The sequence below is a fragment of the Halocatena marina genome (genome assembly GCF_023276375.1).
Taxonomy (GTDB): domain Archaea; phylum Halobacteriota; class Halobacteria; order Halobacteriales; family Haloarculaceae; genus Halocatena; species Halocatena marina.
Window position 1 is genome coordinate 384,633 of the sequence record NZ_JALLPK010000002.1, and the last position, 24,691, is coordinate 409,323.

A 24,691-nucleotide genomic window follows, 5' to 3' on the forward strand; every position below is an offset into this window, starting at 1 on the left:
GGGGATCTCTATGTCAATGTATAATTATTTATTGCGGCGGTTAGGATTCATGGTGCTAACCCTACTGTTCGTGACGTTGATCACGTTCATCGTAACGACCATTCTACCCGGAAATGTCGCGTTGCTTATTCTTGGACCAAACGCGACTGAGAAATCCATTCAGGCGCTCCAAGCGCAGATGGGCCTCGATAAACCGCTATACATCCAGTACATCGACTGGGTGGTTGGGCTCTTGCAGGGTGATTTAGGAATGTCACTTCGGTTCGACAGACCGGTTGTGACGCTCATTGCAGAAAAGCTCCCGAAGTCGTTGTTGCTTGCCGGAGCGGCGACGTTCATCGCTGTTTTCCTTGCGCTACCGCTCGGCATCATCGCTGCGGTAAAGCAGAACGAACTGCCCGATCTGTTCGCATCGATGTTCGGATTCATCGGAGTTTCTATCCCGATTTTCCTGTGGGGCCTCGTGTTCATCCTCGTCTTCGCGGTGTGGCTGAATCTCTTTCCGACAGGTGGGTACGTCCCACCGAGCGAAGATCCAATGGGGACGTTGAGCCATCTCGTCCTCCCGGCATCGGCGATGGGATTCGCCCTCACTGCCTATATCATGCGAATGACTCGATCGTCGATGCTCGAAGTCATGTCGGAGGAGTATATCAAGCTGGCTCGTTCTAAAGGAATGACCCAGCGAATCATCATTCTCAAGCACGCACTTCAGAACGCCATCATTCCTGTTATCACAGTTATTGCGTTTCAGTTCAGCTACGCGTTTGGTGGTGTCGTCGTTCTTGAGCAGGTGTTCTTCTGGCCGGGCATCGGCAGACTGACACTGACCGCTATCCAGAGTCGAGATATCCCGTTGTTGCAGGGCTGTATCGTCGTCGTCGCGCTGATGTACATGCTTTCGAACCTCGCAGCGGATATCCTCTACGGCTACTTTGACCCACGAATTCGCTATGGAGGTGAGGATTGATGGCAACATCGACCTCGAATTCGACAGTCACGTCCGCGCGGATTGAACGCTTCCAGCGGTTCGTACGACAGTTTAAGAACAACACCAAGGCGATGATTGGGCTCGTCATCGTGCTGTCGCTCGTTGTTGTCGCGATTCTCGCGCCGTTCATCGCTCCATACTCGATTCAACAGACGTCCATCGACGACCGGACAGAGTCACCGTCGGCCGATCATCTGTTTGGAACCGACGATCTCGGTCGCGACATCTTTAGTCGCGTCGTGATGGGGAGTCGGATTTCGTTGAAAGTCGGCTTCGGTGCGATCACTGGCGCACTCCTTATTGGGACGATCGTTGGGCTCGTCTCCGGCTACTACGGCGGGATCATCGACGAACTGCTAATGCGATTTATGGACGCCGCAATGTCCTTCCCACCGATCCTTCTCGCGTTGACGCTGATGGTCGTCCTCGGTCCTGATCTCGATAACGTCATCATCGCGCTGGCGTTTGTGTACACACCGTACATCGCTCGCGTCGCTCGAAGTGCGACGCTGTCTGAGCAAAATGAGGCGTACGTGGAGTCAGCTATCGCCCGCGGTGAACGTAATTCACACATCATCTTCAGCGAGATATTACCGAACTGTTCGGCCCCGCTGCTCGTGCAAGGGTCACTGAACATTGCCTTTGCAATGTTGACAGAGGCAAGTCTGTCGTTCCTCGGACTCGGTGCCCAGCCACCGACCCCTTCGTGGGGGCTGATGATCAACAACGGAAGTGGATTCATGCAGACCGCACCATGGATTATCATTTTCCCCGGTATTGCTATCGCAGTTACCGTCATTGGGTTCAATCTGCTCGGTGATGGCCTCAGAGACGTTCTCGACCCCAAGGTGGATTCGATAGAATGAATGGCAATAATACAGACGGTGGACGACAATCTCTCCTCGAAGTTCGAAACCTTACGACGGAATTCCGCACGGAGGATGGAACGGTCGTCGCGGCTAACGACGTATCGTTCGCCCTCGATTCGGGCGAGACAATGGGATTAGTAGGCGAGAGTGGCGCAGGAAAAAGCGTCACCGCGCGTTCGCTGCTCCAACTCATTGACAGCCCTGGTGAGATCACGAGCGGCGAGGTCGTCTTCGACAACGAGGATCTGCTCGAACTATCCGAGAAGGAGATGCGGTTGGTTCGCGGAAACAAGATCGCACTCATTCCACAGGATCCAATGTCGTCGCTCAATCCGGTGCTTACGGTCGGCGAACAGATCGTCGAGACCATCGTGCACCACCAAGACGGCGACCAATCGACGGCACGAGAGCAGGCAATTGAGGTGATGCGAGATGTCGAAATTCCGGATGCAGCGGAGCGATTCGACGACTATCCTCACGAGTTCTCTGGTGGCATGCGCCAACGCGTTCTCATCGCAATTGGTCTCTCCTGTAAACCCGATCTGATCATCGCTGACGAACCGACAACGGCGCTCGATGTAACCACTCAGGCGAAGATTCTCGATCTGCTGAACGATCTGCAAGAAGAGAAGGGGATGGCCATCCTGATGATCACACACAACCTCGGCGTTGTTGCCCAGACGTGTGATCACGTCGGAGTGATGTACGCGGGGAATCTCGTCGAAACCGCAGCACTCGACGAACTGTTCAGAAATCCGCAACATCCGTACACACGCGGGTTGATCGACTCGATTCCTCAGGCTGATGTGCAGTACGACGACCTTCCGACGCTCGACGGTTCGATGCCGGATCTCACCGATCTCCCCCAGGGATGTAACTTCGCCCCTCGCTGTGCGTACGCGACCGAGGCCTGTCGAACTGGTGGTGACCCCAAACTCACTTCAGTGTCGGAAACAACGTCGCGTGCAGCGTGTATCCACGCGGATGCCCTCGACCTCAGCCACGGATACAATCCGACCGATTCGGTGCACGAGAGTACACAAATCGACCGAAGCGGAGAGCCACTGTTTGCAGTAAAGAACCTTCGGAAACATTTCCCCGCAGGTGATGGATTATTGGGTGATCTCACGCTTACACGTTCTGACGGTGGCCTTCCAACGCTCGAACGACGGGCGGTCAAAGCTGTTGATGGTATCGATTTCAACATCTACGAAGGCGAGACCGTGGGTCTCGTCGGTGAAAGCGGCTGTGGAAAGTCGACAGTCGCGCGCACTGCGCTGAACCTTCTCGATCCAACCGACGGCGAGGTGTACTTTGAAGGCGAACCGATCCACGAGATGAGTAGCACGGAGGTACGCAGTCTCCGTCGTGAGATGCAGATAATATTTCAGGATCCCCAAAGCTCGTTGAACCCACGGAAGACGGTGGGACAGATCATCGGTCGAGCAATGGAAAAACACAACATTGCGACCGGCAAAGCGAAGCAAGAACGAACGCGCGAGTTGCTGACACGCGTCGGTCTCTCACCAGAAGCGATTCATAAGTATCCACACCAATTCTCCGGTGGCCAACAACAGCGCATTGCCATCGCGCACGCACTTGCAGTCGAACCGAAGTTCATCGTCTGTGACGAACCCGTTTCGGCGCTCGATGTCTCTGTGCAGGCACAGATACTGAATCTCCTCAACGAAATTCAGGCAGAGTACGGTCTCTCGTATCTATTCATATCGCACAACATAGGCGTCGTCCAGCACATTTGTGACCGGATCGCGGTTATGTATCTCGGGAAAATAGCTGAGTTCGGCACAGTCGAACAGATATTTTCGCCGCCGTTCCATCCCTACACAGAGAGTCTCCTTTCGGCCGTTCCACACGCCAATCCGACACGGAAGAGTGATCGGATCTTATTGGACGGAAACGTTCCGAGTCCGCTGAACCCACCGTCTGGATGTCCGTTCCAAACCCGCTGTCCAAAGAAAATCGGTGACGTTTGTGAGGAAACTGAACCGGAACTGGAAGAGAAAGTGTCCGGCACCGACCATCACATCTCCTGTCTCCTGTCGGTCGAAGAGATGACCGAACGATCGTCATTCGTGGAGTCAGTCGAATCGAAATCCAGCAATTGAGACAACGGGTCAGTATTTCACTCCGAATTCGAGAATTTCCTCTGGATACGAACCCAACTGTCGAGCGGTTTCCTCGTGCAGATTTCGTTCGGTCTCTCGTGCCCGTTCGTAGAGTTCTCGGAGCTCTCGAACCGGATGCTCGGCAGCATCAATTCGAAGATTGTGATATAATTTCGACTCTGGTGCGTGAACGAGCAACGCTGAACTCACTTTTCCTCGTTTGTCTCCACCTGCCTCCTGTCCCGCTTCGAGACCACTGAGTAACCGCTCAGACAGCGGACCGGTCGTTTCGGCGAACGCGTCGCTCACTGCGTCGATGACGGCATCGTCGCTGAGCATGTTTCCCGCGACCGAGTGGCTTTCTCCAGTCGTCGATCCACACCATTCGACACAATCGTCGCCGGTGAACGTAAACTGACTACCGTCTTGGTCGACGCCGTGTAGTTGGCGGTAACTCGAATGTTCATCGCTCGCCAACACTGATTCACACGCTGTCTCAATGTGCTTCCCGTCTGCAACCTGCGATAGGACTTTTGATCCGTGAGATGTCTTCGTAAACGATTGTGTGAGGACCGCGGCCTCGTCGCTAACGTACGGACACGTCGCTCCGACGGCGACGATCCCCGTCGCTACTGCGACACCGAACGACTCCTCGTCAGAATCGGAGGCCGCAATCGAGAACGTCCCTGGTCGGTACCCGCGCTTCCACTCTGTCTGCGCACTTGCCTTCTTTCCCATCCGTTGAACCCACGCAGCGGTGTCTATTGTACGCGACGATGATGTTTCGTGGTTGTTGTCGTGTACGGTCAGCACATGAAGAGAACCAACGACACGAGTAGAGAGCGGAATACTTTCCCTGACAGTCCAGATGGTTTTCCTTTGATTAATCACTGCGTTCCGATTTGGCGTTCGGTTCGACATCTGCGTCGATCGGCTGATCGTCTACGACCGCCCCAGAGCTTTCACCATCAGTACGCGCTCTCTGAGTCTGCTCCATCAGAATTGATTGTGTGTCTCGAACGATGTCATCATCAGCCGGCCGCACCTGTTCGTACGTCCCATCCGGCTTCATTAACCCACCTTCGCCGATTGTCTGCAAGCATGGTTTGAAGGATGAAGCGAAGCTGGTCGCGAATCACAGTGGATTCGACTGGTGCGACAGTCTCCGATCGATTGTTTAGATTGCGCGTCATCCAATCAGCGTTGCCGATGTACCATTCGCTATCGCCGTCATTCTCAACGTAGAACATCCGAGAACGTTTGAGGAACCGGCCGACGATCGAGTGGACAGTAATATTTCAACTGATATCTTCCACTCACCGACGTAGTCGAAAGATATCCTGAACGATCAGATTTATTTCGACACCAGCCATAGACGCCCGATACAGTTTGGCGACGATATCTGGATCTTCGGGCCCGTTTATTATTGCGATGATCCGTCCGTCTCGTCCAGCGTCTGCGCGTTCAGGTCTCATCAGGAAGATCTTGTACTCACGGATATGAATTCCGGATTCGGAAAGCGCTGGTTTGAGTTCGTTTTCCAGACGTCTGTCTGACGTCCGAAGATCGGTCAAACTTTCTCGAGGCTCCGATTGTAAGAGAACACATCGTCGGTCTCGATACCGTAGTTAACAATTTTACTCGCGCAAAACCAGCTAACGTACAGAGCCACGTACTGAGTGGCTGGGCAGTGCTTGCCTGTGGTCTGATCACATCTTCTGGGTCCCGTTCATCAATCCTGACCATGGTGATACTGAAGAATGAGACCGGATAATAGACAGTCGATGGGAAACAAAGCGCAGTATGTCCTCTGATGAGAACGATCCCGCTGACGCTTTTGCTGCACTCGGGGATCCGGTGCGTGTTGGAATACTTGAAGCGCTCGCAGAACAGGATCACACAGACACGTCTACGAGCCCTGAAGTTGGTTTCGCCGATCTCAGACGACGCGTTGGTGTCCGAGATTCTGGTCGGTTTCGGTATCACCTCGAACAGCTCAGAGATATCTTCGTTACTCAGGCTGAGGATGGCCAATACCGGCTCACGTACGCCGGCACACAGGTGGTGACGGCTATCGTCGCTGGCGTCTACACCCAACGCGTCAGCATCGGTCCGACAGACATCGACAGCACCTGCGGACACTGCGGTACGAATGCTGTTGGGAGCTTCGAAGATGGAGTTCTTGAGGTCATCTGTGAGAAGAAGCATCCGCTCTTTTACTGGACGCTTCCGCCGAATGCCGCACGTGGGGTAACGATTAAAGAACTCATTCGTGCAGCGACCTTCGATTTCCGGTGGACCATCGAACTGGTTCAAGCGGGTATCTGCCCGGATTGCTACGCTCCGATCGAAACAGCGGTACTTCCAACGGCTGATGACGGCTATGGACAGTCCTATCGTCTGCGTGCTCACTGTGAGGCCTGCAAGAGCACGCTTGACGGTCCGATTGGGGCCTGCCTCATGAACAACCCTACTGTAGTCTCATTCTATCAGGATCACGATCGCGCTCTCCGTGATGAATACTGGTGGGATTTGGAATTCGTTGCTGCCGACGCACCAATAGACCATCGCACCGATCCGTTTCGGCTTGATGTCTCGGTTCGTGTAGATGATGAGGTCTTGATCGCAACTATTGATGACAACGGACACGTCACGTCAACCAACATCAGGACGAAGTAGGAACGACTAATTGTCGGATTTGAAGTAGAAGATCTGTTCGCCAAACGCTTATTCTGTGATGGAACCTTGCTACAGACAATGGCAAATATCACACATCCACTCGAATCCTCTCCGAGCGATCCTAATGGAGGATTCGCACGGATCGCTGCTCAACTTCCGAGTCCAACCATGCTCTGGTTTCTCGGATTGCTCTCGCTCCCTGCGATCCTCTTTGATCGATTAGAGGTTCTCAATGGATTCGCGCTGTTCTTTCTTTTCGGCTTTTGGCCGTTCGTGCGTGGCTTCTTAGAGAGCGTGCGGCCCACCGAAGAGAGCGTGAACCCTGCCGATTGGATCAACACGGACGATGACCGCTCGGTGATTATCCGGGCGAATATCGCCATGATTCTCATGATGTTTCAACCGATCGTCTCGGGGATTGGGCTATTACAGATGATGGGACAGATCCCGATGGCTCTCCGATATCGTTGGGATCTACCGACACCTGAGACGTACGAAAGTTCGGTCGAATATCGCCTCCCGTTTGAGGGAACGTGGACTGTTGTGAATGGGAGTCCGGATCAACGCCATTCGCACTCGTGGGGAATCCTCACCCAGCGGTACGCTCACGACTTCGTGATGACCGACGATGCAGGACAGACACACAACGGTGAGCGCTCTGGTCCAGACGCACACTACTGTTTCGGCGAGCCAATTCTTGCACCAGCGAGCGGAACAGTCGTCACGGCGCGGGATGGCCATCGAGACTATCATCGAACAGACGGCCGAGTCGATCCACTCCAGCGTCACCTCCTCGGAAACTACGTGGTGATTGAGCACGCAGACGGCGAGTACAGCATGCTTGCGCATCTCCAACAGGGAAGCGTAAGTGTCTCTGAAAACGAGAGGGTTGAACAGGGTGACCGAATCGGACGGTGTGGCAACTCCGGTAACTCGACCGAACCACATCTCCACTTTCACATCCAAGACCGTCCGAACTTCTTCCTCGGAATGGGTCTTCCTGTCCGGTTTGATGATATTGAGATCAAGCTGCCGAATGAGGAACCGACGCACAAGGAGACTGGTTACGTCCACGCTGGCCAGATGGTCGCTTCCGGGAACATGGAACAAGCAGAGCGAACAATCGAATCTATTGAAACACGCCGTCAGTAATTTCATTATTCTACACTGACTAATCTCCTGTTGCTATGATGCAGAGGAAACACACAGAGCGATGTGCACGCGTAGGAACCGGTCTAATCTCAGGATTTAGCGCTGTTTGAGCCCAGTATTTCGATAGTTATCAAGTGTGGCACGTGGACAGCTGTCGAATCCTTTGGTATCTCGTTCAGTGATTACTTGTTCGCTTTAGCTTTTGGTCGTCGCTCCATGTCGGTCGAGGATTGCGTTCGCTATCAACGTCGAATATCATCAAATACCACAAACCCGTTTCTCAACTAAGAGCTCCACTGGGTATCGATATACAACCTCCTCAAGAGTGTCCACGACTTGCTCGTCACTCGAAGAAGCGTTATAAGTAATTTCGAATTATATTACATTGTTGGGGGTTTCAGACCAGTTAATGGCAGATGGGCGAAAAGGGTAAGGATCTCTGCAATTGGGAGCGTTCAGACGCTAGGGCGTGAATTTGATTAATAACAGAACTCTGTACCCTGATGGAAGTATTCGCTACTCGAATCGACACCATTAATTCTCAGATTGATGAATGAATTCTGAATAAGAATCATAGTGCAAGGTAACTACGAGTATAGGGAAACAAATATATCATCTGAATCTGTGTTGATTACAAGCATTTTCGTTCTACTATTTTCTCTCAGAACAAGACGAGTGGTTATTTCTGCTGCTGCTGGATCAAATCTTCTCGAATCTACCTTTGCCGAAGGATGAAGAACAGGCTATCAATGTATCACAGTAGATGATCGACGCTCAGATTGTACACAGCCCCGGAATTTTGGATCAACATTCCATTGAATGTACCGTATTGGTGTTGCTGTCTCGAAATGATTTACCACCCCCGAGAGTGATTGGGTGACGATACTGTTTGGGAACCGTTTATTGAATAAAGGACCTCTACGGAGGGGTCAGTTCAGTGACGACTGTATTTTGAGGATTAATTGCCAATGTCTACGACGTTCACGAGCTGAGGATCGTTGCAGTTCACTCTTCGAGTGCTGGATCTCGTCGGTCGGTCCGTTCTCTCAAATAGACACGAGCGTCGGGATGCTGGTCAGCGCCTTCGGCAATGACGCCTTGATCACGGAGTTGTTCGAGACGTGACTTTACAGCTTCCTTATCAGTACGCCCCACAGTAGCGACAAGATCAAGAAGATCCTCTTCGTCAATGCCATCTCCCGGATCTGCCCTCGTAAGGTCGGTCTCATTGCTCACGACGTCATCTTCGATGAATTGGATATATGCTGGGATATCGATGACCCCTCCGAGTGTGTCGTGCCAGCGTGCAGGATACACACTGATCCGACCATCGAGCGAGTAGAGCGCTTTCTGGCCGATCCATGTCTCCGAATCAGTGAGCCAGTCATCGACCGTGGAAAGTAACTCCTCGGGAGCGAATGGGACGCTCGGAGCGTCGCCAAGTTCGTGGGCATAGGCATTGAGGGTGTCTTGTGTGATACCGGGTGCATCAGGATGTGCCCGTTCGATTAGCCCAATCAGCTCCTTGAAGCGTACGTTTTGGCCACGATCCGTTATCTCGGCGATCACATTATCATCAACCTCGGTCATAGGAAGGTTAACGGGTGCAACGTGAATAAGCGTCTGGGCTGCTAGATAAAAGTTCTACAACGGGGATCGATTGAACTGAAGATTGGTCTGACTTGAACATCCACTTTCCTTATCGATTCTCTCGAGGTAATCACAGACTCTGGTAGCGTCAAGCTGCAGGTCCTTCTTTTGGGTACTCTCCCGACAATACGTTGTAAGCGATTGCAAAGCCTGCGATGACCACCACGAATAACACATTGAACAGTGCGTGCGGTGTACTTGTCTTGTTTCGGAAAATCTGACTCTCACACTGTGGACAGATCGAGTCCGATGTAGCGAACTCTGTCCCACACACCGTGCACTCGTGAACAGTTCGCTCGTGGCTTCCAATGCCTACTGGTGTCGGATTGGGACCAAAGAGTCGCCTAAGCGTTACCGTTCGACTCATATTCGTAGTTCTCTGGGAGATCACTTAGTTGTTGGCCGCCTGAATTCCGTGTTCCGATCAGATACTCCGTCTACACGACGGGTTGTGATCACTCTGGTTCGGCACGCTTAGGCTGTAGTGGAATAGGTAGCGAAACTCTTCTGGGTGCATGATTTCAGTGTCGAATCAAAGATCGGTGGGGTCTCCATGGCTGTCCTCCTCTGGGATCTCATCGTAGGACACAGATTCGTGTTTGGCTTCGGTGGCATACGTTGGCCAGAATCGAATTTTATCATCAGTGACGCCTTCGACTGAGGCTCGCGTCGCTCCTGCAAGATATTCTCCACCGTCTTTGATTCCCGTCTTTTCGGCAATATTCATGTCGCTACGGAGAGTCGGATCGATGTCGTCTGCAATACTGATGTACAGCGTGGGACCGTCCATTCCTCTGAGTGTTCCGATTCTGTGGTTTTCAGCGGTAAAGATGGGCTTTCCGATATCATTTTCAGTTACGTCTCCCATAGCGGACACTATTTTCGATGTGCAATGGTATAATTATTACTACTCACAGTGCAAGTGAGCACAGTCACGTCACGATGCTTAGTCGTCCGACTTCGCGGACTGTTCATCTGAATCTGAACTTGGAGCGGTCGAATCGGGTGTGTCGGCGTCCGATTCTGCCACCGCAATTCGCACGTCAGTCACTTTGTACTCGGGAGATCGACTCGGTCCATCGAGCGGTGTTTCCTTCGTCAGATTGTTTGCACCCCCATCGAGGTAATGCATCGGGATAAAAATCTCACCGGGACTCGGTCGATGCGTGATTTCGGCCATTGACTGCGTCTCGCCGTGACGCGACGTGATGTCGAGTGTATCGCCGTTCGAGACGCCATACTCTTTTGCGGTATCCGGGTGAATCTCTACGAAGCTCTTGCTGCTGTACGACATGTCCCCTTCCTCTCGGAATGTCATCGTTCCGGTATGGTACTGGTACAGCACACGTCCAGAGGTCATCACCAACGGATACGCTTCGTCTGGTGTCTCCGACGGTTCGACCGTGTCCGCAGGATGCATGTGCGCGAGACCATCCGTCGTCTGAAACTGCTCCTCGTAGAGGTAGGGTGTCCCCGGATGATCTTCGTCCCAGACTGGCCACTGGAGTCCGCCACCATCACCAAGAGCCTCGAGGCGTTCGTGCGTAACGCCGCCGTAAATCGGGGTGAGGTCGTTGATCTCTTCCATTATTTCGCTCGGATGCGAGAAGTTCCAGTCGTAGCCAAACCGCTTTGCGAGTTCTTGGGTGATCTTCCAGTCGGGTTTTGTGTTACCAATCGGGTCGATAGCGCGTTTGACCAGTTGAACGTGACGTGTTGAAGATGTATACGTCCCGTTCGACTCCAATGAGGACGTTGCTGGTAACACTACGTCGGCAAACTCGGCGGTGTCGGTCAGGAATATGTCCTGCACCGCGAGGAAGTCGAGTTCATCGAGCACTTCCCGTGCGTGTCCGATGTTTGGTTCCGAAATCAGGCTGTTCTCACCCTGAATGAACATTCCCTTGATGTCTCCCTGCTCGGCAGCAAGGAACATATCAGTAATTCTGAAACCTTCTTTGTCAGGCATTTCCCCTCTGTCCATATCGTAAGCATCGGCGAATTTTTTCCGATTCTCTGGGTCAGTGACTGGCTGATAACCGGGGAAATTGTTGGGAAGCGGTCCCATGTCACCGCCGCCGCCCTGCACGTTGTTCTGACCTCGGAATGGGGAGACGCCAGATTTGGGTTCACCGATGTGGCCTGTGATCAACGCGAGATTCGCTATTGCGTATATATTCTCGGTCCCATGAGAGTGTTCGACTAGACCAAGGGTCCAGCAGAACACGCACGAATCGGCGTTAGCGATGGTTTCAGCTGCGTGCTTCAGTTCCTCTGGAGGGATGCCCGCTTTCTCCTCAACGAACTCAGGAGTGAATTTCTCGACGGTTTCTGCCACTTGTTCGAATCCGGTAGTGCGCTCCTCGATGAACTCCTCGTCGTGAAGATCGTTGTCGATAATGTACCGGATCAACCCGTTGATCCATGTGTTATCGTACCCTGGCTCGACACGAGAGAACTGATCCGCGTACTCAGCCATCTGAATCTTCCGTGGGTCGAACACGAGGAGTTCTGCGTCGTTGTCCTTAACGTTCTGTTTGATTTTCGTAGCGATGACCGGATGGGCTTCTGTGGTGTTCGAGCCGGTGATGAGGTAGCAATCGGTTTCCTCAAGCGCTTCTACACCGATCGAGGCGGCACCGAATCCGACGGTACTAGAGAGGCCAGAGACCGTCGCTGCGTGACACAGGCGGTTGCAGTTGTCGATGTTGTTCGTTCCGATCACTTCACGAGCAAACCGCTGCATAACGTAGTTGTCCTCGTTGGTCGCCTTCGACGACGCTACCAGTCCGAGCGCATCTGCTCCGTGCTCTTCTCTAATACTGTCAAGTCCCTCTACGACACGGTCGAGTGCTTCATCCCACGTCGCCTCACGGAACTCATCAGCTTCTTTGACGAGTGGTTGTGTCAGTCGGTCATCACTGTTGACGTATGAATGTGCGAATTTCCCTTTCACACACGTCGAAATACCATTGATAGGGGACTTTTCGTGATTGGGACGCGTCCCCAGTACCTTACCGTCCTTCGTAAGAACATCGAATCGGCAGCCGACGGCACAGTACTCACAAGTTGTGTCCGTGACATCGATCTTGTTGAGCTGGTAGTCACCGACTGCGTCCGCAATAGAGAACAGTCTCCCTTCCGAGATGGCGTTTCCCATAAACCCTGAAACTTTGTGCTCGAACGGCCGCACTACCCGTTTGTTTGCGGTCTCTTTCGTCTGTTCACTGGCCATCTCCTTTGCACGAGCCATGAAGCCCGCGACGCCCTCCTTTTCGGTATCTGGTCGCTCGTTGTTGCTCATGGTCAGTCGTCTCCCTCGGTAGCGGGCCATTCGCTCGCCAGCGGTTCGTTCTGGGTGTCGAGGTCGCTCTTCATCGGCGTCATCTGAGTCGGCTGATGTTCGTACTCCTCGCCAACGATGCCTTCAGCGGAGTTCTTGTGCGTAAAGCCAGGCACTGGAAGCGTTGTTGCATCCACAAGCCCCTGTTCGAGCAGTGCCCCGGTCGGGCAGACAGTTGCACAGTGTCCACACGAGACACAGGTCGATTCCATCATCGTCTTCATACCGTTCTGGAAACCGATGTGGGTGTCTTCACCCGAGCCCTCCATTCTGAGTACACCCTCGACCTGTACGTCGTTGCACGCCTCGACACACCGGTTGCAGAGGATGCATTTGTTGTGATCGATCTGAATAAACGGCGACGAATCATCGATCGGCTCTAATTCATCACGGTCGTGCATTACTCCGTAACGCGGCTCGACCACGCTGTTCTCGATCGAGACGTCCTGCAGTTCACACCGTCCATTCTTCCCACACGTCGTACACAACAGATTGTGATTCGAGAGTAGGAGATCGAGATTGACGTCCCGTGCCTCGCTCGCAGCCTCGGTATCGGTACGGACGGTCATTCCATCGCGCGCGGGAAAGCTACACGATGGGATAACGCCGTGCTCTTCGGTCTCGACCATGCAGGTTCGACACTCGCTCCTCGGACCGATTTTTTCGTGTTCATCGTACGAACAGAGCGCAAGCACGTCACCATCGGTCTCGACTGCCTCGCACGCATCAAGCAGTGTCGAACCGGTCTCAGTTTCGACTCGGTGACCGTCGATTGTTATCGTCGCCTCCTCCGTTGAGCCTGCATCGGGATCGTTTGCCGTTCCCGGCGCGATATCCTCGGTAAGCGGTACCTCCGGTTCGTTGTCATGGGGGTGTTCCCAGATCGGATCAGTACTCATGATTGGTTGCAAATGCCGGTCGGACAGTTTCCTTTGGCGTGGGCTGTGAACTCGGTCTCAAACTCATCCATCGCAGTTGTGACTGGTCGTGATGCCTCGCGGCCGAAACCACAGAGGCTCGTCTCGCGCATGACGCGTGCGAGTTCGCGGAGCATTCCACCCTTGTACTCGCCCTCATACACATCCCGTAAGAGGTTCACGAGCTGCTTTGAGCCCTCGCGGCAGGGCACACACCGTCCGCAGTTCATCTCTCTTGCAAACTTCGCGCGTTCACCAGCGAGCGCTACCATACAGGTTGAATCTCCGAGTAGCTCCACAACGCCATTCGTCCCGAGGCGTGCACCAACCAGACCTGGTGCGCTTGCGGGCACATCGAGTGAACGGGTTACTCCCCCAAAGACACCACCAACACACGCAGCAGTCCATCCATTCTCGGTCTCGACAGCTGGCAACACCGCATCAAGCGTCGTGTCAGTCAATAGTTCGACAGTCGATGGGGCGCTACCATCGCCCACGACAGTGAACAGCCTCGTTCCGGGATCAGACGATGCGCCGCCGAAATCCGCGCTCACGATCTGGTTGAGCTGTGCAAACGTCCGGGGCGTGTGGAGTAGCGTCGGCCGGCCATTGACGCCGTGTTCGCTCGGTCCAGGGGGCTGTCGGCGGGCTTCGAGTCGATGGTTGCCCTCGATTGCTTCAAGGGCCATTGTCGGCTCGCCCGCTTTGTACTCGTCTGGGCCAGTGACAACTCGTATCGAGATCTCAGTAGCAACAGCATCGACGAGGGCAGTAGCTGCGTTCTGTACGCGCTCACAGGCAATCGTCCAGGTTTCGTTTGTATAGACGACGACATCGCTCGCATCAAGCACGGTTGCTGTCGCAAGCGCTGCATCAAGAACTTCGAGTGGTGCACTTTCGAGGAGTAATCGATCACCGTCTGCGTGATCGTCTGACTCGTTGCCGTTTACGACTACGATAGGATCACCCGTCGTCTCGTGCACTGTTTTCCACTCTTCTGCGACCGATGTATCGCTACTAGCGTCACCGCGTCCGCGTCCACGGAGATCGGAGCTCGTCACTTGTTCGTGAATGCTTTCGGGATCGTCGATAGCACGTTCTGTGAGGAGACCGGTATCTCGTGAAACTGAATAATCCTCGATGCTCGCTGGTACTGACCAACCACAACTCCCGAGTGCGCGTCGCGAGCCCACTCCGAGCGGTCCTTCTTCCGGAGTTGGTAAGGTCCCTGTGTCAGAATCGTGTTCGACGACCGCTACAGCGTCGTCGGTTGGCAACGACCCGTCGTCGAGGTCCCTGACGATCGTTTTTACGTGGTCGGCTGTCGGATGAGAGAAAAATGCAGTCTTCCCCTCGACCGTCGCTAAGACGAGAGGCTCCAGACCGACGCAGCCGGTCGACCCAACTTCTGCTACTTCAACCGACGTGTTGTACTCGTGTATTACACTTAGCAGTTCCTGTCCCTGTTGGTGGTTTTCACTACCGGTAGAAACACGAACAGCTGTGGGTTCGCCAGCAATCCTATCATCAGCCATCATTCAAGCGATTTGAGTCGAGACAGAAGATATCATGGTTTGTATTTGCATCCCGCATAAGTGAGAACAGAGTGAAATGATTATCACTACGTCAGAAGACTCTGGTATCATATCCTGTAACTAGGTGTTGCATCAATCAAGTGAGATGCTACGATAAGCAACTCTGAATGTCGATACAAGCTACTTGTTAAGCGGATTGGCTGGTTTGGAAGATTAAACGAACAAGAAAATACGACAGTCCAGAAAAACAACCCGTGGATATCTTTATGCGTCCTAAAGTGATGGCTGATCATATTAGTCGGCTGGGATTCAAACCAGTGGTTCAACATACTACGGCGTCATGCTACGTAGACCGTTGTCAGCCCCTTATTCGGTGATTTCTAAATTTAGGGTGCTTCGTTGATGATGTGGTTTATGTATCTACTTAGCGCCTTACAATAGGTTTTGACAGTTGTATTCTACGTGTCCGCCACACGAAATCCGACATTCACGTCCACTAGTCAGAGCAGACTTCATCATAGTGGTCTTGTTGTGTGATGATTGAGTCAGCTCGACCAATCGGTCGCATGGACGTTCTCATCAATTCGCTCTCTTCTTCAGCATCGACAAACCTCCTGTTAATCCTCTACTGAACGATATTCGCCAAATCAGTAACTAAGCGATGGATCCGGATGGTCACGATTTGACTTAGTACTTTACCTTGTATTTTACAGCAGTACTAGTGTAATGGGAACTACCCCTTGAGAAGAATGATCGGGTAGGCGCACACGATGATACTGGCAAACGAGATATTACATTCGAATCAAATGATATTGGAGATTTCACCATAATCGATCTCTTTTTCCCGAGAGATCGTCGATCGGGTTCCAATGAACCGTGCATCACTGAAGTACAAGCGTTTACTGCACAATGATGCAAAACGTAGCGCACCACGCGCGTTGATCGGAAGAAAGGATTTGACGTTTTAGACCGTCTGTAGTGTAGAGAGCGAAACGAACTCACTCGTCAGTCTTGTTGCTTCGTTGATCGGTCTGTTTCGGGAAATTCTCTTTGGCAACGGGTTCTAACTCGTTGGCCGCAAGCCGTCGGTTCTCCTGTGTGACACGGATACTCAAAAGTCGCTGTATCTCGCGTAAACGAAACGCTATCGTGCGGATCTCCTCTCTTGTCGTGGCTGTTTCATCGTCTGTTCGTTCACTGGGCTGATCTGAGTTCCCCGACATACCATCTGGTGATACGGAATGCCTCCATAAGAATGATCCTTCGATTTCAAGTAACAGATGAATATATAGAATCATCGAGCAATGTCTGGATAAACCGCTTTGCATCCCATAGCAGCCAATGGTTTCACCTTTCAATAGCAGGTGTCCTAGTGTTGGCTGCAGTTCGCTAGCTTCGGCGGGTATCTCGGCTCTCAGTTATAGCTTTCCAACATGAACAGATCGTGCAACCAACAACGCTCTCTGATAGCCACCAAAATCCATTGGCCACGTACGGTGGCGGTTTTTGCCAGCGTGTTAACGCATTCCACTTTCAGTTAGTTTGGAGAACAGACGTGTATTGAGCTTCCAAGATATTTTTTCAGAACGTTATCAGCGTTAGTCGCGTTTCCGAACACTGTCGGCGGGGTGTCGAGTTCTTCGGTGATCGCTTCCTTCAGGGTGTCGAGATATGAAGACGTTGTCCGCAGTTCGCGGAACCTAATCTTCTCGATAGGAACACCGAGAGTGGTTTCCATTCGGCTGCGCATGTGAGGTTCGTCGTTTACCTCCCCGCGCCAGAGATTATCTCTGAAAAATAACCAATCCTTTTCTCCGGGCGGGCTGGCAGGCTTAGACAGTAACGTCTCAAACGACTGTGGATCAAGTTGAACGTCAGTTTGTGGCTCAAGACGGAAACGAACTTTGAAGCGGTACGTTGCGGACAGGTCCTCATTCTCGTTCTGTCCTCCGGTTCCTGACATGGCTTATACGACATCGTCAAACCGTTCTGCAAGCGAGATATCCATCTCCGTAATCCCACCAGCTTCATGGCTCGTCAGTCTGATCTCAACTTCTTGGTAACGTATCGTGATCTCGGGATGGTGAAACGCATCTTGTGCGATACCACCGACCCCCGCCGCAAAGCCGACCCCATCGAGATAACCGTCGAATTCGTAGATTCGAACGATCTCGTCGTCATCGTGCTCCCACTGCTCTGGGAGCGAGCCCTCAATCTCTTCGTCGGTCAGTAGATCTGCCATAACTGTATGAACGGATGGGAAATGGATAACGGTTGGGTGAACTGAGTAGGTATGCGCCAGTTGCCACCAAGACTAATCGATGTACGCCGCTGCGTTCTCGTTCTCACCGTATTCTAATCGCTCGTTACATTTGTCGACGACTTCGGAGAATGATTCTATCTGCTGTCGTTCCATCGTTACTTGGATGCGCACGGCCGCAACGGACGCTTTCATGCATACTGAAAAGATGGTGATCATCAGCTCCGATGATTGATATCGTCTGTTTTGATTGCTTTCATCGGTTTCCGAAAATGATGGACGGGCTGGTAGTGGGTTGTCGCAATTGGGACAACGGAGCTGTTGCTGGTTCTCCGTTGCTTGCACGATCCAATCACCATCGATCGAACTCTCGTGGTTACAGTTGGGACAGAAGAGAACACTCTTTCGACACGGTGGCTCTTGAGGCTGTCGAGTGTCGGGATTGGAGAGGCGAGGACTCTCTGTTTGAGGCATCATTCGTACCTACGGTCAGGAGCGGTAAGGGCGTGTTGGCTGTAGACTCTTCTTTGATTACATAGACACTGTGATATGCCGGTTCATCTGTGACGAAGAGCACACCGAAGACTGACGAATTGTTGCCAGCGGTACAAACAATCCACAGTGATCTTACCGATTAACGTTATCGAATACAGGCTGCTGAAGGTTATTGAATAGTCTCTCAACCAGCTATGAGTGTCTGATTCGACAAGATTTGCTGTGTGTCAATCAATTTGGTGCGTATCTCCCCCGAAGTTCCGATTCGTCGATAATGTGGTGTACCATTGCCTCACGAAGTTCGTCTTTCGATGCGCCAGCATCAAGGTCAGGTTCGGTATCGAGCGCGTATAGCCGAAAGTGATAGGTATGCTCTTGATTCGGTGGGTTGGGCCCACCATATCCGTTTTCGCCGTAGTCGTTTCGCCCTTCGCGCACGTCGGAAGGCATCGTTCGTTCCTCAATTTCGGTAATACTTGGATCGATATTCCAGAGTATCCAATGGTCCCAAATTTTCCCGGCGGATTCTTGTGCATCTGGATCGTCCATCACAAGCGCTAGCGAGACTGCATCAGCTGGTACGTCTCCGATAGTCAGTGGTGGATTTACGTTCTCCTTCTCGTATCCGTACCGTTCTGGTATTGATTCATCGTCATCAAATGCTGGACTAGACAAGTACATCAGAAGCCACTTCGAACGGCAGCGCCGAGAGCGTTGTGCTTGGTCTACAATGTGTCTTCTGTTGAGGATATCCCGTTCTGCTCACTCCCCGTGGTGAGGATTTATACTTTCGACGAATGGTGTACGGCTTTAACCACGCGTTTCGATGGGATGGCCACGCTTCTATTGGGATTGAATCCAATTCTCTAGTCTTGCGTCTGAAGATCCACGTTTTCGATGTTTAAAACACAATAAAATTCACAATATCGTCCAACAATTCTCGCAGACACTGATCGACCAGATACGCTCTGAAATCACTCTCACATAGTGATGTTACTCCTGTCCGGGGTGCTCGTGTGCTTCTGCTAGCTCAAACAATTGATCGTACTCATCAGATAACTGATCACGAATGTCATCGAGCTGCCCCTCTGTAACTGCGTCGTCAAGAACGTCTACGACGACTCGAGCGTGGGGTGCTGCCTCAGAAAGATCGGAAGTACCATCTCCTTTGAGATTTTCATCTCGTTCCGCGACGCGCTCAAGGAATGCATCGAACCCAAACGGCTCGGTCGTTCCAGCGTGTTCTTCGAGGAATCGACCGAGCTCGTCAGAGAGCTGCGCCGCGAGATTTGTTGCTTCTCCTTCTTGAAGACGATCTCCAAGTGTCTAGGAGGTCGCTCGACTTGCACTGAGCGCTGCGCCACGAGCGGGTAGCTCGGCACGGTTCTGCACCTCGCCGATGAAAGTATCGTGATCCATACCTGTTTGTTGCGGTGGGCGATTCATGAAGATTGGGTTAGCAGCAGTAAGCCCAATACAGAGCTCCAATGGACCAACAAGCGACAAAGATCCTCTTCTCGGACCAAAATAGTACACACAAAGAAACCGGTGACGGTGCACTCATGATCTGGTACGATAGGGTCGTAATCACCGAACTCACAGAGTGGTCTGTCCGTTGTGAGTCTCCTCTGTCGCTTGGTTTGCGATACCGCATGGGGATTGAGGCAGGGTTTCCAATACAGGAGGGTGTAACTGATCCGATCGGGTGAGGCCCGAACTTGAGATGCATTCGATCAAGCACTGCGATCGTTTCGTTGATCTCATTTCCTCTCTACCGTCGGTCGCAATGAGGATGTCATCATACATACTCGTTTGTCACGCTTCGAGCGTTGTATATGCACCGCCGATTGAATCGTATCTGAATGAGGAGTCGATACTAGAGATCCTACATCAAAAAGTATCCTCGCTGAGCAACGGTGCATATATTTGCTCTGTGACGTTAGTGCACCAACTCCGATCTGAGATCGCACAGGACCTAATCAGCTATGTGACTTCGGGGAGAATGTTTTCTTCGTAGAATTGGAAGAACGACGCTTGCTCTGGTCCGATCTGATGGACGTAGACGTGATCGTAGCCAGCATCGAATGCAGCCTCGATCGCATCGAGATGTGCCTCTGGATCGGGGTCCGTGATGATGGACCCGTTTGCAATATCCTCTTCGCTCACCATCTGGACGGCTTGCTCGAAGTGTGTCGGTGTCGGCAGCAGCGATCCGAGCTCTCCCGGTAGTGCCGATTGGGGCCAGTGTTTGTGTGCGGTTTGGATCGCTTCCTCCTCAGTTTCGGCATAACAGAGATGGAGCTGCGTGTAAGTCGGTCCGTCGCCCCCAGCAGCTTCGTATGTGTCGAGGAGATCGCCTTGCGGCCCGACGGCCCAGAATCCATCTCCCATTTGTCCCGCAGCCGCTGCTGTCCGGTCGCCGAACGCCGAGACGATAATTGGCGGGAGGTCTTCGGGTAGTGTGAATAGACGAGCGTTCTCGACGGTGTAGTATTCGCCGTAGTAACTCGTCTGTCCTCCTTCCCAGAGTGTGCGGATGATCTCGATCGCTTCTTCGAGCATTTCGAGACGGACCGAATGTGGGGGCCAGTGGTCCCCGAGGATGTGTTCGTTGAGTTTCTCACCCGTTCCAACCCCGAAGAAAAAGCGATCGGGCAGCATCGTCGCTGTCGTTGCGGCGGCCTGAGCGATGATTGCTGGATGAATCCGCATGGTCGGACACGATACGCCGATCCCGATATCGAGTTCGTCGGTAGCATGGGCAATAGCGCCGAGAGTACTCCAGACGAATGGAGAGTGACCCTGCTGGCTGATCCACGGATGGTAATGATCTGAAATAGACGCGAAATCAAAGCCGGCCGCTTCGGCGCGTTGTGCTTGCCGAACGAGCGCGTTCGGGCCGTGTTCTTCGCTCGACAGCGTATATCCAATCTCGGTCATGGATGTTCATCCCTCCAGCTTTCCTCGCATCGTAGCAAGCAATTCATATCTTTATGACTGTCCAGGAAATAAGAAAGATCTTGCCTTGCAGATTCGTGGTAGCAACGCCAGAACTGCGCTGATCCAACCGAATACGTGTGCAATTACCGACGTGATGTCTCTAGACAGGTAGAGGGCGAATAGCGTTAGTCTTCTGTCCAATACATCAGCTCATTTTTGGCTGCGTCGCAGTTGGGACATGCTGACGGAAGACCTTCATTGAGATGTCCCATCTCACCGCATTCTCCACAGCGCCACATGAGCTCTGCCTCGCCAAACTCGTGTCCCGAACGAACGTGCTCGATACTCAGTGCCTCGATGCCGTCGCGCATCGTAACGAACACACCATCGTCGTCGAGTCCTCGTACTTTTCCGACGGGCGTGCCGTCTTCCGTATACAGCGTCTGTCCGAACGATACTGTCCTCTCTTCACTGTTGTTTTCCGTTGCTTCTCCATGCTCACTCATATGAATCCCTTCGACCGCCACACGTATCATTCCCGGTGCTTCTTCTGCAGTAATGTAACCGGTCTCGACTATCTATCGTCGTGATCAAGACCGCTGTCGAGCAATGTGAGCGATCGGTTCCTTCGTTGACGAACTCGTCGTCGATTGGCTCGTAAACGATGCCACGTCTGGTGACCGGATAGGCCTGCTCTGCAACGCCGCGAGTGGCGGTATCGACGAGCAGGATGTTTATTCGTCTACCAAGGACGATTCAGAATCGAAGTACGTCGACATCTTCGTCGGTACCGAGGTAGACGACATCAACCATGTCGAGGAAGATGCCGTGTTCGAGAACGCCCGGAATATCAGTGAGCGCACCGGCGATCGCTGCGGTGTTGTCGAGTCCGCCAAAGTCACAGTCGAGCACAAGGTTACCATTCGCCGTAAACACTGGCCCGTCTTTTCGTTCGGCCATTCGCAACGCGGGAGTACCGCCGATTTCGCGGACTCTCTCGGCGACGACCTCGCGCGCATCGGGCATCACTTCGACGGGTACCGGAAAGTCGAGTGGATCAGTGGCTTTGCCCTCGTCAGTGGCGATCACCAACTCCTCGGCCATTGCATCGATCACCTTTTCGCGGGCGTGCGCTCCGCCACCGCCCTTGATCACGGTTGGTTCCTGCTCCGAATACTGGTCTGCGCCGTCGATTGTCACGTCGAGTGCTGTGACTGCATCGAGTCCAAGCACTGGAATACTAGCCTCTTTGGCCAGTTCGTGTGACTGCAACGAGGTGGCCACGCCACGGACGTTCTGCAACTCGCCCGTGCGGAGCAGGCGGCCGATTTCGGCGATCGCCCACGCGGTCGTGCTCCCGGTGCCGAGTCCGACGTCCATTCCGTCTTCGATGACTTCCTGAGCGGCGCGCTTGCCACCTCGACGCCGTCGCTCGTCAAAAACACCTTTCTCGCCGGTTTTGATCCGCCGTGGCGAAGGGATCACCTCAATGTGTTCGCGGATTTCTTCGGTTGTGAGTGAAACATCGTGCTCATCGAGACGCTCACGCGCCTGTGCAACAACAGTGGCTTCGGTCTCATCCCACGTACGTATCTCCGTGCCGTTGTCCGTGTAGGTGAATTCTGTTGCCATGGTTTGAAGACATTATTATACATACACTGTGAGCATTCACGTAATTCTGTGGCCTGCATAGTGATTGGTTCTCGTCCAATCTATCTGACAATTAGTGATTCAACTAAATCAGACTAACAACATGTATTCGTCTTTGCTTCTTCTCACGTTCCAAGCTGATGTCATCAGCGTTCTATCTTCGCACAGGTAGTATGAAGTGGTTGGCAGGCGATACGTGTGCTATGGCATCGATTCCATCAGACTTTCTGGACCTATTCGAACAGAAGACGTTTGCACACATTGCAACACTGACGCCCGATGGTCTTCCGCATGTCACGCCGGTGTGGATCGATTACGATGAGGACGCTGATCGGTTACTTGTGAACACAGAGCGAGGCCGACGAAAAGAACAGAACGTCCAGCATAGCCGCTCTGTTGGACTAAGTATGACAGACCCCGCAGACAGATATCGGGCTCTTTCGGTGCTCGGTACCGTCGATGAAATCACCGAAGCGAACGCTCGTGAGCACATCGATACGCTTGCTCGACGATACACTGACGCTGATGAGTATCAGCCGCCTATTAGAACGTCGCGTGTCCTTCTCAAAATACGACCTGACGAAGTTATTCCCCATGGCGGTGGATGATTAGGCCGCTTGTGGTTCGATCGACGCTTGTCCTGATTGGTGAAAACCGTACTCTTCCAAGCGCAAAAGAGGAATCGGGCGCGCGATTACCGCGTCTCTGACAGTGTCTTCCATAATCTTACTCTAATCGAGTGACTAAGATCTATTATACATAATCTGATAGAATGATCCCAACAATCCATTCTAAGTCGGTGTCCTTTGACTACGATCTTAGGTTAATTTTTTGAGGGAACTATTTTTCTTCATGCTAATAGAGCGATGGTTAGTGATGTTCCCTGCTAGATATTCCTGTAATAATACAAGTCATTTCATATTACTATCTGCAGCTATGATGCCGTGATGGGTGGGTGAGTAGAAAGATTCTTGAGAGTGATCTACATAACTTCCATATGTCACTTCCACATAAACTGTCCTCTGGTCTTCTCATGGGTGGAATATTTTTTCTTATGATCATACTCACAGTTGTCAGTGAGATCACCGGACTAGAAATTGCAATGCGGATGCTTATTATACTCGTTCCGTTTGGAGGCGTAGTTTTGGGGACAGTCAGCGCAGTAGAAGCGGAATCGAAGATCGAGATTGTTCCCGCTATCGTACTCGTTCTTAGTGCGGGTTTCGCTACCACGCTTGCAGTGAGAGGTGTGAACCCATTCGCAAATCGGCTCGTAGATATCGCTTTGATCAGCAGTGTCGCGGGGATCAGATACGGTCACTTCATTCAGCCCATCGTTAAAACTTCTCGACAATACATCAGCTACTAGCTACTTTGGTTGTTGATGGGTGATGAACTGATCGTCGAGCGCATAAGCTCATTCTCTGTCACTGGCCGACCAGCAGCGATACGAGCACATCATTTGCAGTCTCAGACTTTGCTATGGATTAAAGACTCGAACTTGGCGACAGAAATGGTTGCTCACAATTGGTATTCTCTGTTGTTGTGGCGACATATTTAGAATTATGACACGATCTGGCGAAATCTTCACCTCACTCTCTAATCCACTCGGTACGTTTGATTTGGCGATCAACACGGGGCTCGATCGCTATCACACTAGTATCGTTCGGCGGAATAGGAATTACGTACGCTATTGTTCTATCTGTATTGTAGATGTTGAGACGATCGACAGTCTGTTGTTTCACTTTTCTATTGGAGAATGGAACAACCAACCGAACACCAAATCTACCTGATGGATCAGAATCATTCCGGTAAAAACGTCACCGTCTCTTTGACGATTCGTTGCTTGTAGTTTTGAAAGGAGTGGTCTTCACCGATACGCTTGACTCCCTTTCCGTCCGGGCAGCGTTTAGAGCCATCAGAGCGGTCGGTTGCAACAATATGGACCCCGTCACTAACATCGATATAGAAGGTGTCGGTGTCTGCTGATTGTGTGATCACATTTTACAATCAGATTATAGGTGACGCAAAACGGACACTTGCGATTGTCGAGATTTATCCTACCTCATACTTCATTGGCATCG

Annotated in this window: 25 protein-coding genes and 2 pseudogenes; 8 read left to right on the plus strand and 19 right to left on the minus strand. The window is 52.2% G+C overall.

What is annotated here, in order from left to right; genetic code table 11:
- Positions 1 to 10 precede the first annotated feature (10 nt).
- Genes MW898_RS20395 through MW898_RS20405 form a run of 3 tightly spaced genes read left to right on the plus strand, consistent with a single transcriptional unit; the run spans position 11 to position 3,986 of the window.
- On the plus strand, positions 11 to 970 hold the full coding sequence (locus tag MW898_RS20395; protein ID WP_373689888.1) for an ABC transporter permease: 960 nt from the start codon (positions 11 to 13) through the stop codon (positions 968 to 970).
- Positions 970 to 1,857 carry an ABC transporter permease gene (locus MW898_RS20400; RefSeq protein WP_248910154.1) on the plus strand — a complete coding sequence of 296 codons (888 nt, stop codon included), beginning with the start codon at positions 970 to 972 and terminating at the stop codon, positions 1,855 to 1,857. The genes MW898_RS20395 and MW898_RS20400 overlap by 1 nt, the downstream gene beginning before the upstream one ends.
- The gene (locus MW898_RS20405; RefSeq protein ID WP_248910155.1) at positions 1,854 to 3,986 is read left to right on the plus strand and encodes a dipeptide ABC transporter ATP-binding protein; all 2,133 of its coding nucleotides are present in this window, start codon (positions 1,854 to 1,856) and stop codon (positions 3,984 to 3,986) included. Before MW898_RS20400 ends, MW898_RS20405 begins: the two co-directional genes overlap by 4 nt.
- A 9-nt stretch (positions 3,987 to 3,995) precedes the next feature.
- Here MW898_RS20405 and MW898_RS20410 read toward each other — a convergent pair whose 3' ends face one another.
- The 3 genes and pseudogenes from MW898_RS20410 to MW898_RS20420 all read right to left on the minus strand — a co-directional run bounded on the left by MW898_RS20410 (position 3,996) and on the right by MW898_RS20420 (position 5,461).
- A complete protein-coding gene (locus MW898_RS20410; protein ID WP_248910156.1) occupies positions 3,996 to 4,724 on the minus strand; it encodes a DUF1028 domain-containing protein in 729 nt (242 codons plus the stop codon).
- 145 nt (positions 4,725 to 4,869) lie between these two features.
- Entirely contained in the window at positions 4,870 to 5,058 is a 189-nt protein-coding gene (locus MW898_RS20415) for a hypothetical protein (RefSeq protein WP_248910157.1), read from the minus strand.
- A pseudogene (locus MW898_RS20420) lies at positions 5,018 to 5,461 on the minus strand (phospholipase D-like domain-containing protein). The gene MW898_RS20415 and the pseudogene MW898_RS20420 overlap by 41 nt, the downstream one beginning before the upstream one ends.
- Positions 5,462 to 5,789: 328 nt before the next feature.
- Here MW898_RS20420 and MW898_RS20425 point away from each other — a divergent pair.
- Both MW898_RS20425 and MW898_RS20430 read left to right on the plus strand, forming a co-directional pair.
- Positions 5,790 to 6,665, plus strand: a complete 876-nt coding sequence (locus tag MW898_RS20425) for an ArsR/SmtB family transcription factor (protein ID WP_248910158.1) — start codon at positions 5,790 to 5,792, stop codon at positions 6,663 to 6,665.
- Positions 6,666 to 6,743: 78 nt separating this feature from the next.
- Positions 6,744 to 7,817: a M23 family metallopeptidase gene (locus tag MW898_RS20430; protein ID WP_248910159.1), complete on the plus strand. Its 1,074-nt coding sequence runs from the start codon at positions 6,744 to 6,746 to the stop codon at positions 7,815 to 7,817.
- Positions 7,818 to 8,822: 1,005 nt separating this feature from the next.
- Here the strand turns inward: MW898_RS20430 and MW898_RS20435 are convergent.
- From MW898_RS20435 to MW898_RS26240, 12 genes and pseudogenes are all read right to left on the minus strand, one after another.
- Positions 8,823 to 9,407: a hypothetical protein gene (locus tag MW898_RS20435; protein ID WP_248910160.1), complete on the minus strand. Its 585-nt coding sequence runs from the start codon at positions 9,405 to 9,407 to the stop codon at positions 8,823 to 8,825.
- A 148-nt stretch (positions 9,408 to 9,555) separates the two neighbouring features.
- Positions 9,556 to 9,834 (minus strand): hypothetical protein, encoded by a 279-nt coding sequence (locus tag MW898_RS20440; RefSeq protein ID WP_248910161.1) that lies wholly within the window; start codon positions 9,832 to 9,834, stop codon positions 9,556 to 9,558.
- A 165-nt stretch (positions 9,835 to 9,999) separates the two neighbouring features.
- The gene (locus MW898_RS20445) at positions 10,000 to 10,335 is read right to left on the minus strand and encodes a hypothetical protein (protein WP_248910162.1); all 336 of its coding nucleotides are present in this window, start codon (positions 10,333 to 10,335) and stop codon (positions 10,000 to 10,002) included.
- A 78-nt stretch (positions 10,336 to 10,413) separates the two neighbouring features.
- Positions 10,414 to 12,771, minus strand: a complete 2,358-nt coding sequence (fdhF, locus tag MW898_RS20450; protein ID WP_248910163.1) for a formate dehydrogenase subunit alpha — start codon at positions 12,769 to 12,771, stop codon at positions 10,414 to 10,416.
- A gap of 2 nt (positions 12,772 to 12,773) precedes the next feature.
- Complete coding sequence (locus MW898_RS20455) at positions 12,774 to 13,709, minus strand: 2Fe-2S iron-sulfur cluster-binding protein (RefSeq protein WP_248910164.1); 936 nt, start codon at positions 13,707 to 13,709, stop codon at positions 12,774 to 12,776.
- A complete protein-coding gene (locus MW898_RS20460; RefSeq protein ID WP_373689889.1) occupies positions 13,706 to 15,265 on the minus strand; it encodes an NADH-ubiquinone oxidoreductase-F iron-sulfur binding region domain-containing protein in 1,560 nt (519 codons plus the stop codon). Before MW898_RS20460 ends, MW898_RS20455 begins: the two co-directional genes overlap by 4 nt.
- 995 nt (positions 15,266 to 16,260) lie before the next feature.
- Complete coding sequence (locus MW898_RS20465; protein WP_248910166.1) at positions 16,261 to 16,485, minus strand: hypothetical protein; 225 nt, start codon at positions 16,483 to 16,485, stop codon at positions 16,261 to 16,263.
- Positions 16,486 to 16,799: 314 nt separating this feature from the next.
- Positions 16,800 to 17,225, minus strand: coding sequence for an LWR-salt protein (gene lwrS, locus MW898_RS20470; RefSeq protein ID WP_248910167.1), 426 nt, complete (start codon positions 17,223 to 17,225; stop codon positions 16,800 to 16,802).
- Positions 17,226 to 17,228: 3 nt separating this feature from the next.
- Positions 17,229 to 17,504 carry a 4a-hydroxytetrahydrobiopterin dehydratase gene (locus MW898_RS20475; protein WP_248910168.1) on the minus strand — a complete coding sequence of 92 codons (276 nt, stop codon included), beginning with the start codon at positions 17,502 to 17,504 and terminating at the stop codon, positions 17,229 to 17,231.
- 72 nt (positions 17,505 to 17,576) lie between these two features.
- Positions 17,577 to 17,996: a DUF8106 domain-containing protein gene (locus MW898_RS20480; protein ID WP_248910169.1), complete on the minus strand. Its 420-nt coding sequence runs from the start codon at positions 17,994 to 17,996 to the stop codon at positions 17,577 to 17,579.
- A 252-nt stretch (positions 17,997 to 18,248) separates the two neighbouring features.
- On the minus strand, positions 18,249 to 18,698 hold the full coding sequence (locus tag MW898_RS20485) for a YbhB/YbcL family Raf kinase inhibitor-like protein (RefSeq protein WP_248910170.1): 450 nt from the start codon (positions 18,696 to 18,698) through the stop codon (positions 18,249 to 18,251).
- Between the two features lie 312 nt (positions 18,699 to 19,010).
- Positions 19,011 to 19,331, minus strand: a pseudogene (locus MW898_RS26240) (DUF2267 domain-containing protein); the annotation flags it as partial.
- 173 nt (positions 19,332 to 19,504) lie between these two features.
- Here MW898_RS26240 and MW898_RS20495 point away from each other — a divergent pair.
- On the plus strand, positions 19,505 to 19,726 hold the full coding sequence (locus MW898_RS20495; RefSeq protein ID WP_248910172.1) for a hypothetical protein: 222 nt from the start codon (positions 19,505 to 19,507) through the stop codon (positions 19,724 to 19,726).
- A 274-nt stretch (positions 19,727 to 20,000) separates the two neighbouring features.
- Here MW898_RS20495 and MW898_RS20500 read toward each other — a convergent pair whose 3' ends face one another.
- From MW898_RS20500 to rpiA, 3 genes are all read right to left on the minus strand, one after another.
- On the minus strand, positions 20,001 to 20,957 hold the full coding sequence (locus MW898_RS20500; RefSeq protein WP_248910173.1) for a TIGR03557 family F420-dependent LLM class oxidoreductase: 957 nt from the start codon (positions 20,955 to 20,957) through the stop codon (positions 20,001 to 20,003).
- Positions 20,958 to 21,142: 185 nt separating this feature from the next.
- Positions 21,143 to 21,463: a DUF7130 family rubredoxin-like protein gene (locus MW898_RS20505; RefSeq protein WP_248910174.1), complete on the minus strand. Its 321-nt coding sequence runs from the start codon at positions 21,461 to 21,463 to the stop codon at positions 21,143 to 21,145.
- A gap of 250 nt (positions 21,464 to 21,713) precedes the next feature.
- The gene (rpiA, locus tag MW898_RS20510) at positions 21,714 to 22,589 is read right to left on the minus strand and encodes a ribose-5-phosphate isomerase RpiA (protein ID WP_248910175.1); all 876 of its coding nucleotides are present in this window, start codon (positions 22,587 to 22,589) and stop codon (positions 21,714 to 21,716) included.
- A 221-nt stretch (positions 22,590 to 22,810) separates the two neighbouring features.
- On the opposite strand from rpiA, the gene MW898_RS20515 reads away from it, so the two are divergent.
- Together MW898_RS20515 and MW898_RS20520 are read left to right on the plus strand one after the other, a co-directional pair.
- Positions 22,811 to 23,215 carry a TIGR03618 family F420-dependent PPOX class oxidoreductase gene (locus tag MW898_RS20515; RefSeq protein ID WP_248910176.1) on the plus strand — a complete coding sequence of 135 codons (405 nt, stop codon included), beginning with the start codon at positions 22,811 to 22,813 and terminating at the stop codon, positions 23,213 to 23,215.
- 446 nt (positions 23,216 to 23,661) lie between these two features.
- Complete coding sequence (locus MW898_RS20520) at positions 23,662 to 23,976, plus strand: hypothetical protein (RefSeq protein ID WP_248910177.1); 315 nt, start codon at positions 23,662 to 23,664, stop codon at positions 23,974 to 23,976.
- A gap of 434 nt (positions 23,977 to 24,410) precedes the next feature.
- On the opposite strand, the gene MW898_RS20525 is transcribed toward MW898_RS20520, so the two are convergent.
- Positions 24,411 to 24,608, minus strand: a complete 198-nt coding sequence (locus MW898_RS20525; RefSeq protein WP_248910178.1) for a hypothetical protein — start codon at positions 24,606 to 24,608, stop codon at positions 24,411 to 24,413.
- Between the last annotated feature and the right edge of the window lie 83 nt (positions 24,609 to 24,691).